The following is a 15,421-nucleotide window of genomic DNA, read 5'->3' on the forward strand; positions in this document are numbered from 1 at the left end:
GAACTTCTCATCATGTACTTGCTCTGCCAAACAGATGTTATCCATACTGCGATCAATTGTGAACATTTTTTGTCTACGCAATTATAGCAAATATTTTCAATTGTCGTCTATGGCTTTTCATTTTTTTGGATTTTTGCTATAGCGGACTTTTTGAACAACCTCAAAAAGAGGGGGAGAGAGGAGCGTGAACCATGGAACATGTCAAGGAATATCATATCCGGTCCATCCTCAAGTCAGGACACCGAATTACGATTGAAGGCCCCGTGCAAGCTGAGGAGATAACCAGTCTTGCCTTCCATCCGGATCTGGATGCCTTTCGGCGCCCAATCGAGCAACAAGAAGCATTGGCTGAGATCGCAGCATTGCCAGAAGGGCGAATCATCCTCGCACACGAAAATGAAACGATAATTGGATATGTAACTTTTCACTATGCGGATGAATGTGAACGCTGGTCCGAGGGCAACATGACTGATTTGATTGAGCTTGGGGCAATCGAGGTTGCGGACGACTACCGCTCGCTTGGCATTGGACGTGAAATGTTGCTTACCGCTCTGGAAGATAAACACATGGAGAACTACATTATTTTCACAACAGAATATTATTGGCATTGGGACCTCAAGGGCAGCGGACTAAACGTATGGGATTATCGTAAAATGATGGAGAAGCTGATGCAGACGATTGACATGACCTGGTATGCAACAGACGACCCCGAAATCTGTTCACATCCTGCGAACTGTTTGATGGTGCGAATCGGAAGTCATGTGCCCATAACATCGGAAGAACAGTTCGATCGTGTGCGCTTCCGCCATCGGTTCATGTATTAATTCAATGATCTGTTCGAAAACGACATACATAACAAAAACCGCCTCTCGCAGCGTTGCTCCATAATTCATGGAACAGCTAATCGAAGGGCGGTTTTTCTTGATGTTGCCATTACATATTTTCTAACATATGCTCCACAATGCGGTGTGAACGCTGCGAAGACTCCACAGTAAATTCAGCAAAGTTAACATGCGCCGAGCCATCCGCTTTATCTGACATACCACGCAGGACAACAAATGGTACACGATTCATGTAACAGACCTGAGCGACTGCCGCCCCTTCCATTTCGGCACATGCACCGTCCATTTCAGTATATAACATGTTAACCGTATCTTTATTGGCGATAAATTGGTCTCCCGATAACACTTTACCAATCAGGTAATTGGCTCCCTGAGCTTTACATGCCTCTTCAGCCAGCGCAATAAGCGAAGCCTCGGCACGGAATGCTGATGTCTCCTGGTAAGGAATTACCCCGCGTTCGAATCCCAGTGGCGTTACATCCATGTCGTGCTGTACACACACGGACGATATAACCATATCTCCAATGTTTAGGTCTGGGTTAACTGCACCCGCAACACCTGTGAAGATAATGCGATTAACCTGAAAACGATCAATCAAGATCTGTGTCGTAACCGCTGCGTTTACTTTACCTACACCAGATTTACACACAACGATTTGCTTGCCAAGCCACTCGCCTGCAACGTATGTAATCCCGGTTTGTTTGACCGTCTCCAGCTGCTTCATACCTGCCAGCAAAAGCTCAACTTCCTCATCCATCGCTCCGATAATACCAATCGTTTCACGCATCTTCTGATACCCCCTGTTTTCATTATTAAACTCATTCAGCACAAAAGCTCCGTCTCCGGAGCTTTCGCATATCCACTATGTAGAGAGAATGACTTCTCCCTTTCCTGTATATATTCCCGATTAAACTACATCTGCGTGACTTACAGACAGACGAAGAATCGTTTCATGTGGCAAAATAACCCGTGGGTTCTCCACATTTTCCTTCTTCATCAGCTTGGTCAGCAAACGCATTGCTACCGCGCCAAGATCGTACATTGGCTGAGCCACTGTCGTCAACTGAGGACGCACCATGGAAGCCATACGGATGTTATCCACACTAATAATGGAGAAATCATCCGGTACTTTCAGGCCTTCATCCTGAATGCTGTGAATGGCACCAATCGCCATTTCATCTGTTGCAGCAAAGATCGCCGACGGTTTCTTCTTCAGTCCGAGGAAATACTTCATTGCTTCCACACCTGATTCATAACGATAGTTACCGATACGTACCAGATCCTCTTGATATTCCATGCCTGCTGCTTCCAGTGCTTTCTTGTAACCTTGGAAACGAGCATATCCATTCGCAGGATCTTGCAGTGTACCACTGATCATTGCGATTTCCTTGTGTCCATGACGAATCAAGGTGTTTACCGCGTCAAACGCAGCTGCCTCATGGTCAATATCCACAGAAGGGAATGATCCCTTCTCATCACTCGTTGCACAAAGTACGATCGGCACAGCCGCAGACTGGAACGCCTGAATGTGTTCGTCCGTTACTGTTCCGCCCATGAAGAGCAGTCCGTCTACTTGTTTTTCAAGCAGAGTGTTAATAACACGAATTTCTTTTTCTTTCTTCTTATCCGCATTACACAAAATAATATTGTAGTGATACATATTCGCAATATCTTCAATTCCGCGGGCAATCTCCGCGAAGGTTGAGTTCGAAATATCCGGAATAACGACCCCGACCGTGGTTGTCTTCTTGCTTGCCAGACCTCTGGCTACCGCATTTGGACGATATCCCAACCGCTCGATGGCTTCATATACTTTTTTCCGCGTTTGCGGTTTGACATTAGGGTTATTATTAACTACCCGTGATACCGTTGCCATAGACACTCCAGCTTCACGTGCCACATCATAAATGGTTACCGTCACAGTACTTCTCTCCATTACCAGTAAATTTTCATACCATTTTCATTAAGATTTATATTACGACAAATTTTTGCATTAATCAATTAAAATAGGCTTTAGGACTCACTCAAAACATTCGTAAGTGTGGCGCTAGTAATATCTGAATGGGAAGTATGCCATACAGGAATTCCCTTTTTAATCAGGATCGCCTGTGGAGATTCGTGCTTAACACCCAGCTTGTCAGCTGCTTCGTTGGATACCGAGCGATCTTCCACAACATAGATGATGCCATATTTCACTTGTTCATTGGGATTGTTCTGCAAATAATCGTTCATCTCCTGATAAGCATTTGAGCTGATCGGGCAGCGTGTACTGTGCTTAAACAGAAGCAAGGGTTGATCCTTGGTAGCCTCCACTGCGGAGTTTAGCTGTTCAATACTTGTCATTTTAGTCATGTCAGCCATTAGATATACATCCTCCTTTACCAGGAATACCGCTATGTTGAGCGTTTTCACTCTTCGATATCTTAACAAAAAGTGCGCGAAAAAGCCAATTTTCATGAAAACAAGCATTTCACACGTCAAAATTAGACAGCATTCGAGAAGTACTCCTGCCACACAAATCCCGATAATTGACTTAATCTGCGCTCCGTGGTCTCCATCCACACTGCATCTCCAGACTTCGTTGCGTACCCCATAATGTCCAACAGCAGATTAATACGTTCCTCCACCGCTTGCTGCATTCGATATTCCATCTCCCGATCCGTCGCATCCGGCCAGGCTAACAGTTGTTCATGAAACAGATCTGCCAGTTCATTCCGTTCACCAAAAGATACATCCTGCTTCACGGGTTGTTCACCCAGTGTGCTTATGCATTCTGTTAAGTCCGGCTTGACCGGTGGAAGCACTTCGTATGATACACAGTCTGTACACGCAAATACAGGAACGTTTCGAATCTCCACCTTTTTGGCGTATACCACGGTTCTTAACTCCAACTCCATTACATGTCCACATCTGCACGACTTGCGCACAACCATCACCTCATTCGTTCTGTACTCTTATATAAGTACCATTCGACCTATTTCGGCTCAAATCCTGCTGCAAATGAGAGGTTGCACAAATTACCACTCCCACCAGAAGAAGGTTGTCGAATGCAGGTAGCCCTTGACTTGTAATCGCTTCCTCAAAAGTGAATATGCACTTCCATGAACTCCCACGGAGAATCTGTTACAATGAAAGACGCGACATCCCTAATCACCACAAAAAGGAGAGATGGATATGAGATTAACCGGTAAAAAAGTCATCGCTCTGGTCGATGAAGAATTCGAAGATCTGGAATTGTGGTACCCTGTGCATCGTGTTCGTGAAGAAGGCGCAGAGGTGCATCTGGCTGGAGAGAAAAAAGGAAAAACCTATATTGGCAAATATGGTGTCCCTGCTGAAGCTGAATACAGTTTCGATGAACTCGACAGTTCACAGTATGATGGTATTCTCGTGCCAGGCGGCTGGGCGCCGGACAAGCTGCGTCGTTATCCCAAAGTACTTGAGCTTGTGAAGGAAATGAATGCAGACCGGAAACCGATCGGACAAATCTGTCATGCAGGTTGGGTTCTGATCTCCGCCAAAATTCTGGACGGAGTAACGGTAACCTCTACACCAGGCATTCGGGATGACATGGAAAATGCAGGTGCCATCTGGAAAGATGAAGCAGTTGTTGTTGATGGACATATCATCTCAGCACGTCGTCCACCCGACCTTCCACCTTACGGTAAGGCATTCTGTGATGCACTCGCTGACAAATAAAAATAACCCCGTTGTGCTTGAGATCAGCACAACGGGGTTATTTTACTATGACAAGTTTCTCAACAACAATTTATCACAAATGTAAATATATTAACTTAAAGGTGTTTATATCCAATTATCTGTTTCATGATGCATTCGAGCCACTTTGTTCGTCTGGACTACCTGTGGAATCATTAAAAACCTGTAGGCGCTCCTCGATATCTCCGCTGGTTCGCAAGGCAAAGCACTTACGCGCTTCTTCTTTGGCTGCCGATGCCGTTGTGTTCAGCACTCTGTGTTTCACACGCAGCAGGGATTGTGGAGACATACTCAAGTGGCGAATGCCAAGCTCCAACCAAAGCGGAATGGCACGTTCGTCCCCTGCCATCTCTCCGCACACACTAACATCAATTCCGGCCGTATGAGCCGCATCCGCTGTGGCACGAAGCATCCGTAGAACAGCCGGATGATACGGATGATACATATGGGCAATCTGTTCGTTCATTCGATCTACTGCCAATACATATTGAACCAGATCGTTCGTACCAATACTGAAGAAATCCGCTTCCTCAGCGAGCAGATCTGCAATCATCACCGCTGCTGGAACTTCAATCATAATCCCCACCTGAATGTGAGGGTCATATGATAATCCCCGCTCGTCCAGATCAGACATCGCCTCACGAAGAATCTCATTGGCCTGCTGAAGCTCTTCCACCGAAGAGATCATCGGATACATGATTTTGACATTACCGGCAGCGCTGGCACGCAGAATGGCTGTAAGCTGTGTTTTGAACAGATCCTTGCGGTCCAGACTAATCCGAATGGCACGGTATCCCAGAAAAGGATTGTCTTCCTCTGGCAGTTCAAAATAATCAAGTTGCTTGTCACCACCAATATCCAGTGTACGAATGACAACGGATTGGCCTGCTGTTTTCTCTGCCACAAGGCGGTATACCTCATACTGTTCTTGCTCACCTGGGAACGTAGCCCGATCCATATACAGGAACTCTGTCCGGAACAAACCTACGCCTTTCGCTCCATGTTTCAAAGCCATGTCCAGTTCCTTCACGGAACTGATATTGGAAGCAAGATGTAATACGGCCCCGTCTTTAGTTACGGCATCTACCGTAGCAAGCACTTGAAGTTGTTCCTTTTTCTTCAACTGCTTACTGCGCAGCATCGTATACCGTTCAATTGTCTTGCGGTCCGGATCGGTAAATACCAAACCATTATCACCATCTACCACAAGCATATCCCCTGTCTCTACCGGCATGCCAAGACTCGCTTCCAGACCGGAAACGAGAGGAATGCCAAGTGCACGAGCCATAATCGCAGAATGTGATGTTTTCCCACCAATCAAGGTTACAATACCTAGCACATGAGTGGGATTCAGATGTGCCAGTTGAGATGGCGACAGCTCTTTCGCAACGAGTACATAAGGCTGGGTATCCGAAGGAAGTGTAATCTCGGGTGCGCCGAGCAAATGCTTGAGCAGACGGTTACCCACATCCTTGATGTCAATAGCCCGCTCCTTCATATACTCATCTTCCAACAGATCAAACATCGTCACAAAATGGTCAATGGCTTCTTTGACCGCCACTTCTGCCGCCTTGTATTGGCGTTCGATAATGCCGCGAATTTCGTTCATGAATACCGGATCTTCGAGGATCGCCAGATGTGCATCAAAAATACTGGACTCCTCTGGACCAACGACTTCCTTGAACTCATTTTTGATATATTCGATCTCATCCTTTGATGTCCGTATGCCCTCATACAACCGTTCGAACTCCTGGGCGAGATCCACCGAATCCATCTTCTGATCCGGCAGATCCCATTCCCAACTGGGCAGGACAAATGCTTTGCCGATGGCTATGCCTGCAGCTCCGTTGATGCCTTGTATCTTCATTCTACCCCTCCAACGTTCCTGTCATAGAGCACCACGGACATAACGGATGCCTGACCTTTCTTAACTTGCTTAAATGGAGCAAAACTCCATGATTTTACACGATCCGGATTCGTAATTACCATTGGTGTTGTCAGTGACGCCGCTTGCTCGCGAAGTACTGCCAGATCAAACTTGATCAACAACTGCCCTGGCTCCACCGTATCGCCCTCCTGAACAAAAGCTTCAAAATGGCCTTTCAACTGAGAGGTATCGATGCCGATATGCAGCAACACCTCAAGCCCTTCCCGGGTGGAAATACCCAGGGCATGCATGGTCGGGTACAAGTGCATAATCGTTCCGTACACGGGTGAAACCAGCTCTCCCTTTTCCGGAACAAAGGCTACTCCATCCCCAACAAGCTTGGCTGCAAAGATCTGATCCGGCACCTCTTCGATCGGTAGCATTTTACCCTGAACGGGGGCACAGAATAGAACCTGTTGCAGATCTCTTTCTAGCAGCTTCGCGATTTCTTCCCGGATCAATTCCGAGTAGGTACCGAATACCACCTGTACGTTACCGCCACCCAGCTTGATTAGTCCAGCGGACCCCATACTTTTCATGGCACCCGTGTCGATCAGGCGGTCATCATGAACAGTCAGGCGAAGACGTGTAATACAGGCTTCAACCTGCACAATGTTACCTTTTCCACCCAATGCTTCGAGAATCAAAGGTGCCTGATAAGGAATGTTACCTACCCAATCTTCCAACATAGACCCCTCTTCACGTCCTGGTGTTGGTATTTTGAACGTACGAATCGCCCATCGGAACAGGAAGTAATAGACCAGCCCATATAGTATGCCAACCGGAATGAGCTTCCAAGCATTCTCCGATAGATGGAAATTGAGTATGTAATCAATAATACCTGCGGAGTAAGAAAAGCCGTGCCGGATATCGAGCCAGTAGCTAATCCACATGGCAACACCGGACATGACTGCATGCACGATGAACAGATAAGGTGCAGCGAACAAAAAAGCAAACTCAATCTGCTCCGATACCCCGGTCAGAAAACAAACGAGTGCCGATGTCAGAAAGGTTTTCTTAATTTTCGGTTTCAGATCTTCTCTGGCTTCCTGAATAATAGCGAAGGCTATTGCCGGAATGGCGAACATCATGATGGGAAACAAACCCGCCATAAAGAATCCTGCGGTGGGATCACCTGCAAAAAATCGAGGCAAATCCCCTTGCACAATGTTACCATCAGGCGTTTCGAACGTCCCTAACTGGAACCAAAACACATTGTTAAGCAGGTGATGAAGCCCGAAAGCGACCAGCACCCTGTATAACACACCGTAGATGAACAGTCCAAAACCCCCGAGACTGTATTCCCAAGTGGCGATGGCGTTCAATCCATGCTGCAGGATCGGAGCAAGCCATAACATAAAACAGGAGAACAGTGCCGAACAGAGTCCAACAATGAGTAAAACAAACCTAGAACCCCCAAAGAATTGTAAAATTTCAGGTAGTTTAATGCTTTTAAAGCGATTATGCATTCCCCCGGCAAGCGCGCCGAGTATGATTCCGATTAAGGAAGCGGGCTGAACGGTGCCGTCACCGAAGTTGCGAGTCACCTGATCATATATCACGATACCAGCCAGCGCAGCTAGTCCCGCTTGTCCGGCCTGGTTGGAGAGTCCCAGTGCTACACCGACAGCGAACAAATACGGTAAGAAATAAAAAATACCGTGTCCGGCCACGGTAGACACTTCACCGACAACATCCAATCCCCAGGCGTCCCAAGGCAGACTGCCAACACTGAGCAAAATTGCGGCGGCGGGCAGGACCATTGTAGGCAGCATTACCGCTCGTCCGAGCTGCTGCAAGGATCCGAGCCAATTCATGGCGACCTCTCCTTTCTATCCTAGATGGTAAGCTTTACGCAACGTTTTGTCAAAGCAAAACAGTAACCAATTGGTAATTAATACGGCAAAAATGGAACAGAAAAAATCCCGTCAACTTCAAGTTAACGGGATTCATCCTATAATCATTCAATTGGGTGAGATCAGGAGATTATCCGATCACAGGTGAACGAGCCTCTCAGCCGCGTCCAGCGCCGCGCAGAACGATGGAATCCTCTACCTTGATACAACGATTCGTTACCGCTGTCATGCCGTTGTCCGCAGCAATCTGGACCGCTTCATCACTATGGATGCCAAGCTGCAGCCACAGCACATTCGCTTTGATGACAGCAGCGTCACGAGCTACATCTGCGCAAAACTCTTCGCGACGAAACACATTGACGATGTCTACCGGCTCTGGAATATCCGCGAGTGTGGCATATACCGTCTCTCCAAGGATTTCACCTTGCACCTGTGGATTAACCGGGATGATGCGATAGCCTCTGCTCTGCATGGCTTCGGCTACCATATAGGAAGTGCGATCCGATTTGTCTGATAAGCCGACGACTGCGATGTTGCCTGCATTGCGCAAAAGTTGTCCAATTTCTTCACGAGTAGGGTTGTTAAATTCCATGTTCAAGCACCATCCTTTTCTGATTAAAGTGCGTGTTCAAAAGACAGGTTTTCAGTTATTTACTCTTTTACCCATTGAACCGAGGCGCCAAGCGCCTGCAAATGATCGAAATATTGCGGATAAGACTTGGCTACATGGTGTGCATCCCGAATACGAAGTGGTTCCTTGGAACGCAGGCCAACAACTGTAAGCGCCATAATTACGCGATGATCGTAATGAGCGTTAATCTCAACGCCACCTTCAACGCCTTCCGGACGCCCGTGTACGATAATCTCAGCCTGACGCTCTTCGACGTTCGCTCCTGCCTTCCGCAGCTCGTTCAAATAATCGGTGATTCGGTCACATTCCTTGTAACGCAGGTTCTCTACATTATAGAACCGTGAGGTGCCTTCCGCAAACACTGCTGCGGCTACCATAGCCAAAACGGCGTCCGTCGCGGCATCCCCGTCGAATTCGATCGCTTTCAGTCTGCCATTGCCTTGAACGTGAACGACATCGTTCTCATGTGTCAACGGTACTTCCATCATGCGCAACACGTCAACGATGGCACGTTCACCTTGTTTGCTCTGCTCCATCAGGCGCAGAATTTTCACATCAGACTGTGTAACCGCTGCTGCGGCAAGAACCGCTGCTGAGCCAGGGTAGTCCCCTTGAACCGTGTAGGTTGTTGGTTGGTAAGCCTGTCCACCTGGTACACGGAATAACATGTAATCATCACTTGCATGGATAACGATGCCTGCCTGCTCCAGCACTTCCAGCGTCTGTCCGATAACGACTTTGGACTTCAGGTCATTCAGTACTTCAATGGTGCTGTCTTCTGCAAGCAAAGGCGTAACAAACAGCAATGCGCTCAGATATTGGGAGCTGACGGAGCCGGATACACGAATGTGTCCACCCTTGGCATTGCCACCTTTGATCGTAATCGGTAGGCGTCCTTGTTCATGTTGTACTTCTACACCCAGTTGACCCAGCGCATCGATCAGGTCATCATGTGGACGTTTGCCCAGAGAATCCGGGTACGTATTCACAAAAGTAACTTCAGGGCAGAGCGCTGTAACGCCCATCAGGAAACGAAGTACAGCACCTGCATTCCCTACATTCAATTCACGCACATCACGGGGATGACTGCCAAAGCCCTGGATCACAATCTTGCTGTCGTCTTCTTCAAGCACTGCCCCCAGATCGCGAATACATCTGCGCATGGCGTCACTGTCTTCACTGTGTGCCGGGAAATGAATGGTACTTGTACCTTCTGCCAGCGCAGCAGCCAGCAAATAGCGAGTCGTGTAGTTTTTGGAGGACAGTGCTCCGATTTCCCCGTTCAGGGTAGGGGTTGGTTTAACAATAACGTCCATGGATGAAATTCTCCTTCATTGATTATATTGTGGCCAAATTGACATTCCGTGCATCGCTTGGGTATCATTATAGGCGTTAAGTCCATACAGAAAAGAGGACCTGAATATGACACAAATAGCTGAAATTGAAACATCTGAGCTGCGCCGCCGTTTACAGGCGGGAGAGAAGCTGCAGATGATAGACGTCCGCGAGGAAGATGAAGTGGCACAAGGCATGATCGAAGGAGCCAAGCATATCCCGCTTGGACAGATTCCGGACCGACTGTCTGAGATTGATAAGTCAGGCGAGATCGTAATCATCTGTCGTAGCGGTTACCGCAGTGAACGTGCCTGTGAATATCTGCAGCAACTCGGATATGAAGGCTGTACGAACATGATTGGCGGCATGCTTCAATGGCAACAGGAAGACTAGAGAAACTCGGAGCGGAGCAAAGTCATTGTAACCTTGTGACCTCTACTCCACTACTAGAAACGGGCCATATGGCCCGTTTTGTTATATCCGCCACCTATCTATCAACCAACAAACTTCGACGATCACAAGCTTAGACGCGGTAATGCACTAAAATTAAACGAGTCACTTCAGCAGCGGATAACTCGGTTGTATCCACTGTATAATGCGCGAACCGATATGCGTCTTTCCGTTCTTCCATAATCGTCTTGATACGTTCCTCTGCATTGCCTGCAAGAAGCGGACGATTGTCACAGCCGCTAACACGTTCTACAATCACTGCTGGATCAGCAGTCAGGGCAACAACCCAGCCATTCTTCGACATCACGTCACAATTATCCGAACGCAGCACCACGCCACCTCCGGTCGCAATGACCTGTGACTTTTTCTCCAGTACCGAGCACAACATACGGCTCTCGGCATCACGGAAATACGTCTCTCCCTTGTCAGTGAACAGTTCTGGAATCGTACAGCCTTCCTCTTTTTCCACCGCGGCGTCCACATCAATCAATCGGTAGCCAAGCTCGCGTGCAAGCATGTCAGCGACGGTTGATTTGCCAGTTCCCATCATGCCGATGAGAATAATATTGTTAGACTTGCTCAAGGTGTACACTCCTTTAATTCAAGCAATTCGTGAGCACTTTTGTCCTATCATAACACAGCCCTGCGGACTGGGAAAGACCATCTCCTTACCGACTTCCTTTGGAACATCCGCAAGCACTTTTGAGCTCTATACTTTCACAATCAGTAACCAACCACCAACCTAACGAACTCCAATGAGCTTATTCAAAAAAAAGAGGCCTGGCGTTAACCGGCAATCACCGGAACACCAAACCTCTTTATGAGCCCTTCAACAGGCCAAAGCTGCCACCTAAAGGGGCACTAGCCAGATCCCTTCGACTCGTATATGCGGTGGTACTACTCCATCCAGTTGTGGTGGAAGCTGCCTTCTTTGTCTACACGTTTGAATGTGTGAGCACCGAAGTAGTCACGTTGTGCTTGCAGCAAGTTGGCTGGCAAACGCTCCGTACGATAGCTGTCGTAGTAAGACAATGCGCTGGAGAATCCAGGTACTGGAACACCTTGTTTTACAGCAGCCGCTACAACTTCACGCCATGCGCCTTGATAAGACTCAACGATGTTTTGGAAGTACGGATCCAAGAGCAGGTTTTTCAGTGCTGCGTCTTTATCATAAGCTTCCTTGATATTTTGCAAGAACTGCGAACGGATGATGCAGCCGCCGCGGAAGATCATGGCAATGTTGCCGTATTTCAGATCCCAGCCATACTCATCGGAAGCTGCACGCATTTGTGCAAATCCTTGTGCGTAGGATACGATTTTACTTGCAAAGAGGGCTTTACGCACGCTCTCGATAAATGCTTTTTTGTCACCGGAGAACGCTTCAGTCGCTGGTCCATTCAGGATTTTGCTAGCTGCTACACGCTCGTCCTTCATCGCAGACAAGAAACGGGAGAATACGGATTCCGTAATCATGGACAATGGTACGCCGAGATCCAGCGCGCTTTGGCTTGTCCATTTACCTGTTCCTTTTTGTCCAGCCGCGTCCAGAATAACGTCAACCATTGGTTTGCCGGTTTCCGGATCATATTTGGAGAAGATATCTGCCGTGATTTCGATCAGGTAGCTATCCAGCTCTCCTTGGTTCCATTCCGTAAAGATTGCGTGAAGCTCTTCAACGGAAACGTTCAATACGGATTTGAGCAAGTGGTACGCTTCACCAATCAACTGCATGTCTCCGTACTCGATACCGTTATGCACCATTTTCACATAGTGTCCGGCACCGTCAGGTCCAATATATGTACAACATGGATCGTCACCGACTTTGGCCGAGATCGCCGTCAGAATCGGTTCAACCAGTTTATAAGCACTTTCCTGTCCACCTGGCATGATTGAAGGGCCTTTCAATGCGCCTTCTTCACCACCGGATACGCCTGTACCGATGAAGCGAATGCCTTTGTCTTCCAACTCTTTGCTGCGACGTTGCGTGTCAGGGAAGTATGCGTTACCTCCATCAATGATGATGTCGCCCTCATCCAAGTGAGGCAGCAGTTGTTCAATGGTAGCGTCGGTCGCTTTGCCGGCTTGTACCATGATCAAGATTTTGCGCGGGGATTCCAGGGATGCTACGAACTCTTCAATGGAGAATGAGCCTGTCAGGTTTTTACCTTCAGCTTCTTTCAGAAGATCATTGGTTTTCTCCGGGGAACGGTTATATACCGATACCGAGAAACCTCTGCTTTCAATGTTAAGGGCCAAATTTTTGCCCATGACAGCCAGGCCAATTACGCCGATTTGTTGTTTTGTCATCTGGTCCTCCATCCTTTGCTCCAATTAATTTTATTGAAATAAATTCTCAACAATACTCCTATTTTAACGGTTTTATGTATAGAAGTGAACCCCGTGGCACAGTTACGCAACGAGAAAACACCCCAATCTGATGAGGTGTTCATCGTATTTTCATAAATACGGCCTTTCTTTGATCAACCTTCCAACATTAACAGATGTCCAGACAGCTGTTTTAAGACTTCACGACAAGCATTGGCTTTTTCAATATTATCCATCTGCATGGCGGTGTACAGGCGCTCCAGCTCATCATCCACTTCCATGCGCAATAACATGAGTCGCTCCTCGCCTTCGCGCGAGAGGAACATTTCTTCCATCTCTTCCGCCGTCGGCGCAGGTTCCTTTTGAAAAATGACACGCTGTTTGAACCCAGACACTTCCACGAGCCGAATGACTTCACCGAATAAAATGTTCTCCACGGTCATCTGCTGATCCTTGAACCGCTTCACAACCGCATGCCCGCGTGTATCTCCAATCAGCTTCTCAAGCCACTCTGCCAGCTTCGCGTCCTTGATAATATAATCACCTGTCATCTTGTAGTTCCCACTGCGTGTCTGTTGAAAACGGAGCTTTACCAGCTTACGGCCGGTACGGACAGACAGGATAAAAAAGGATTCGTCCTCGCTCCAATATAGTGAATACCCCTCACGAATAAGGTCTTTGATCAAATTTTGGATATGCCGACGGTTGAACCGCAGCTCCAGATTGCAATATTCAACTTCATAACTCTTATTCACGGCACTCCCTCCATCTGTACCGGAATTGCTCCGGCCCTCGTCTTCAATCGCTTCTACTCAATCGGCTTACCCTATTTTATACTTCATTTTATGTAAGGGTACTTGGTTATTTGACTATTTTTCACCGAAAGAGCCGCAGGATTGCAGCTTTCCGCGGGAGCACAGGGGCAAGCCCCCGATTTTGTTGATATAATGGACGCGAAAAAGGGAGCTCCACAACCACTACGGTTGACGGAACTCCCTTTTCTCTTGCTTATTTAGCTGGAGCAGTACGGAACGGATTCCGAGATAATACAAAATGCACGACTGCAAGTCCTGCCATGACAATGGCACTTCCGATGAATGGAGCCGGATGGCTAACATGGTCCCACAGCAGTCCGGAAACAATGGGGCCTACAACCATACCTGATCCTTGCAGTGTAAGGAAAAATCCCCAGATCGCTCCCCGCTCCCCTTTGGGAATCAGTGTAGCTACAAAAGCATTCCAGGCTGGTAAAATCATGGCGTAACTGATTCCCACCAGCATGACAACACCGAACACCACGGGAATGGATGTTATGGAGGAAAACGCGAACAGACTCGCTGCCGCCATCAAAAAACCAACGTTCAGGAACGGTTTCGTGCCGAACCGGTCTACCATTTTACCAACAGGCAGCAAGGCAATAACGGTTATTCCACCACCCGCAATCAGCAACAAACTGTAAAGGTTCGGTGAGATGTGCAGATCTGTGCGTGTATATAGCGTGATTACTGGACTGAGCAGCCCGATGACAAACGACTGCATAAACAATGCAGGATACACGAGTGGATTGACATTAAGCGTACTGCGCACTCGTTGCAGTGTGTCCTTCACACTCTTTTGCAGCCGGATGAACGGTGTGAGCAAATTCGGTTTGGCTGGATATTTCACATCACTATTCTTCGCTGCTTGCTCGGCATGCTCTCCTTCAACAATGACACGTCCAGGAAGAATCATGGCCACCAGGATAACGAGAATGGCACAACCCATCAGCACGAGGAATATAGTTCGATAATCATGATGCGTACGCTCCAACAGCCAGTTCATGCCTATAGGTCCAAGCCCCGTTCCGCCGAGAGCAGCCATCTCCAGCGCCCCCATTGCTGTACCATTCTTGTTCTGCGGGCCTGACATCGCCGTCACCCCTGTCATGGCGCAAGGCCAGAGTGGTGACGTACCAATGCCAAGAATGAGACAGGCCATGGCCAGTCCAAAGGCACTTTTGAGAAAAAGGATCATAATAACAGCGATTAAGGTACAGATTAATGCTGTAACCATCGTTGCACGAAAACCGATCCGTTCTGCAGCCCAGCCGGAAGGTGCCCGGAACAGATTATCTCCAAGATATTGAAGGGCAAAGGCCACACCGATAACACCAGCGGACAGGCCCAGTATATTGTCCATATACACAGGCAGAACAGCTACCAACAGGGCCCCTTTGATAATTTCAACTAGAAAAAGTGTCAGCCACATCGCGATAAAAAATGGTGATCGCAAAATTTTGGCTGGTTTTGTGTCGGTTTGCATTCTTTTTCCCCTTTCGGCGTTCATTAACCCATCCCTT

15 protein-coding genes are annotated in these 15,421 nt (G+C 47.8%); 3 read left to right on the plus strand and 12 right to left on the minus strand.

Features of this window, described 5'->3' with window-relative positions; genetic code table 11:
* The first annotated feature begins 191 nt into the window (after nucleotides 1–191).
* Nucleotides 192–824: a GNAT family N-acetyltransferase gene (locus HF638_RS18730; RefSeq protein WP_169481545.1), complete on the plus strand. Its 633-nt coding sequence runs from the start codon at nucleotides 192–194 to the stop codon at nucleotides 822–824.
* 109 nt (nucleotides 825–933) lie between these two features.
* On the opposite strand, the gene HF638_RS18735 is transcribed toward HF638_RS18730, so the two are convergent.
* The 4 genes from HF638_RS18735 to HF638_RS18750 form a co-directional block, all read right to left on the minus strand.
* Complete coding sequence (locus tag HF638_RS18735) at nucleotides 934–1,629, minus strand: 5'-methylthioadenosine/adenosylhomocysteine nucleosidase (protein WP_169481546.1); 696 nt, start codon at nucleotides 1,627–1,629, stop codon at nucleotides 934–936.
* Nucleotides 1,630–1,749: 120 nt separating this feature from the next.
* Entirely contained in the window at nucleotides 1,750–2,763 is a 1,014-nt protein-coding gene (gene ccpA, locus HF638_RS18740) for a catabolite control protein A (protein WP_169481547.1), read from the minus strand.
* A 92-nt stretch (nucleotides 2,764–2,855) separates the two neighbouring features.
* Nucleotides 2,856–3,203: a bacillithiol system redox-active protein YtxJ gene (gene ytxJ / locus HF638_RS18745; RefSeq protein WP_169481548.1), complete on the minus strand. Its 348-nt coding sequence runs from the start codon at nucleotides 3,201–3,203 to the stop codon at nucleotides 2,856–2,858.
* A gap of 122 nt (nucleotides 3,204–3,325) precedes the next feature.
* Nucleotides 3,326–3,739 (minus strand): hypothetical protein, encoded by a 414-nt coding sequence (locus HF638_RS18750; protein WP_169481549.1) that lies wholly within the window; start codon nucleotides 3,737–3,739, stop codon nucleotides 3,326–3,328.
* A gap of 277 nt (nucleotides 3,740–4,016) precedes the next feature.
* On the opposite strand from HF638_RS18750, the gene HF638_RS18755 reads away from it, so the two are divergent.
* Entirely contained in the window at nucleotides 4,017–4,541 is a 525-nt protein-coding gene (locus HF638_RS18755) for a type 1 glutamine amidotransferase domain-containing protein (protein WP_169481550.1), read from the plus strand.
* Nucleotides 4,542–4,665: 124 nt separating this feature from the next.
* Here HF638_RS18755 and ptsP read toward each other — a convergent pair whose 3' ends face one another.
* The 4 genes from ptsP to aroA form a co-directional block, all read right to left on the minus strand.
* On the minus strand, nucleotides 4,666–6,426 hold the full coding sequence (ptsP, locus tag HF638_RS18760) for a phosphoenolpyruvate--protein phosphotransferase (protein WP_169481551.1): 1,761 nt from the start codon (nucleotides 6,424–6,426) through the stop codon (nucleotides 4,666–4,668).
* Nucleotides 6,423–8,303, minus strand: coding sequence for a glucose PTS transporter subunit IIA (locus HF638_RS18765; RefSeq protein ID WP_169481552.1), 1,881 nt, complete (start codon nucleotides 8,301–8,303; stop codon nucleotides 6,423–6,425). The genes ptsP and HF638_RS18765 overlap by 4 nt, the downstream gene beginning before the upstream one ends.
* 196 nt (nucleotides 8,304–8,499) lie before the next feature.
* The gene (locus tag HF638_RS18770; protein WP_169481553.1) at nucleotides 8,500–8,934 is read right to left on the minus strand and encodes a CoA-binding protein; all 435 of its coding nucleotides are present in this window, start codon (nucleotides 8,932–8,934) and stop codon (nucleotides 8,500–8,502) included.
* 59 nt (nucleotides 8,935–8,993) lie between these two features.
* Nucleotides 8,994–10,289 carry a 3-phosphoshikimate 1-carboxyvinyltransferase gene (aroA, locus tag HF638_RS18775; RefSeq protein WP_169481554.1) on the minus strand — a complete coding sequence of 432 codons (1,296 nt, stop codon included), beginning with the start codon at nucleotides 10,287–10,289 and terminating at the stop codon, nucleotides 8,994–8,996.
* Between the two features lie 106 nt (nucleotides 10,290–10,395).
* Between aroA and HF638_RS18780 the strand changes: the two genes are divergently transcribed.
* Nucleotides 10,396–10,701: a rhodanese-like domain-containing protein gene (locus HF638_RS18780; protein ID WP_169481555.1), complete on the plus strand. Its 306-nt coding sequence runs from the start codon at nucleotides 10,396–10,398 to the stop codon at nucleotides 10,699–10,701.
* Nucleotides 10,702–10,831: 130 nt separating this feature from the next.
* Here HF638_RS18780 and HF638_RS18785 read toward each other — a convergent pair whose 3' ends face one another.
* The 4 genes from HF638_RS18785 to HF638_RS18800 form a co-directional block, all read right to left on the minus strand.
* A complete protein-coding gene (locus HF638_RS18785) occupies nucleotides 10,832–11,341 on the minus strand; it encodes a shikimate kinase (RefSeq protein ID WP_248278203.1) in 510 nt (169 codons plus the stop codon).
* A 314-nt stretch (nucleotides 11,342–11,655) separates the two neighbouring features.
* Nucleotides 11,656–13,065 (minus strand): NADP-dependent phosphogluconate dehydrogenase, encoded by a 1,410-nt coding sequence (gndA, locus tag HF638_RS18790; protein WP_169481556.1) that lies wholly within the window; start codon nucleotides 13,063–13,065, stop codon nucleotides 11,656–11,658.
* 173 nt (nucleotides 13,066–13,238) lie between these two features.
* Entirely contained in the window at nucleotides 13,239–13,838 is a 600-nt protein-coding gene (locus tag HF638_RS18795; RefSeq protein WP_145322902.1) for a hypothetical protein, read from the minus strand.
* A gap of 253 nt (nucleotides 13,839–14,091) precedes the next feature.
* Nucleotides 14,092–15,384: an MFS transporter gene (locus tag HF638_RS18800; RefSeq protein WP_047843707.1), complete on the minus strand. Its 1,293-nt coding sequence runs from the start codon at nucleotides 15,382–15,384 to the stop codon at nucleotides 14,092–14,094.
* Nucleotides 15,385–15,421: the final 37 nt, after the last annotated feature.

It is taken from the genome of Paenibacillus sp. SZ31 (genome assembly GCF_012912005.1).
GTDB lineage: Bacteria > Bacillota > Bacilli > Paenibacillales > Paenibacillaceae > Paenibacillus.

What these genes read in the sequence shown, in the direction of transcription:
- HF638_RS18770 (WP_169481553.1), bottom strand. Translation starts at nt 8,934, where the DNA reads ATGGAATTTAACAACCCTACTCGTGAAGAAATTGGACAACTTTTGCGC.
- ytxJ (WP_169481548.1), bottom strand. Translation starts at nt 3,203, where the DNA reads ATGGCTGACATGACTAAAATGACAAGTATTGAACAGCTAAACTCCGCA.
- HF638_RS18735 (WP_169481546.1), bottom strand. Translation starts at nt 1,629, where the DNA reads ATGCGTGAAACGATTGGTATTATCGGAGCGATGGATGAGGAAGTTGAG.
- HF638_RS18765 (WP_169481552.1), bottom strand. Translation starts at nt 8,303, where the DNA reads ATGAATTGGCTCGGATCCTTGCAGCAGCTCGGACGAGCGGTAATGCTG.
- ptsP (WP_169481551.1), bottom strand. Translation starts at nt 6,426, where the DNA reads ATGAAGATACAAGGCATCAACGGAGCTGCAGGCATAGCCATCGGCAAA.
- HF638_RS18800 (WP_047843707.1), bottom strand. Translation starts at nt 15,384, where the DNA reads ATGCAAACCGACACAAAACCAGCCAAAATTTTGCGATCACCATTTTTT.
- HF638_RS18750 (WP_169481549.1), bottom strand. Translation starts at nt 3,739, where the DNA reads ATGGAGTTGGAGTTAAGAACCGTGGTATACGCCAAAAAGGTGGAGATT.
- aroA (WP_169481554.1), bottom strand. Translation starts at nt 10,289, where the DNA reads ATGGACGTTATTGTTAAACCAACCCCTACCCTGAACGGGGAAATCGGA.
- HF638_RS18780 (WP_169481555.1), top strand. Translation starts at nt 10,396, where the DNA reads ATGACACAAATAGCTGAAATTGAAACATCTGAGCTGCGCCGCCGTTTA.
- gndA (WP_169481556.1), bottom strand. Translation starts at nt 13,065, where the DNA reads ATGACAAAACAACAAATCGGCGTAATTGGCCTGGCTGTCATGGGCAAA.
- HF638_RS18730 (WP_169481545.1), top strand. Translation starts at nt 192, where the DNA reads ATGGAACATGTCAAGGAATATCATATCCGGTCCATCCTCAAGTCAGGA.
- HF638_RS18755 (WP_169481550.1), top strand. Translation starts at nt 4,017, where the DNA reads ATGAGATTAACCGGTAAAAAAGTCATCGCTCTGGTCGATGAAGAATTC.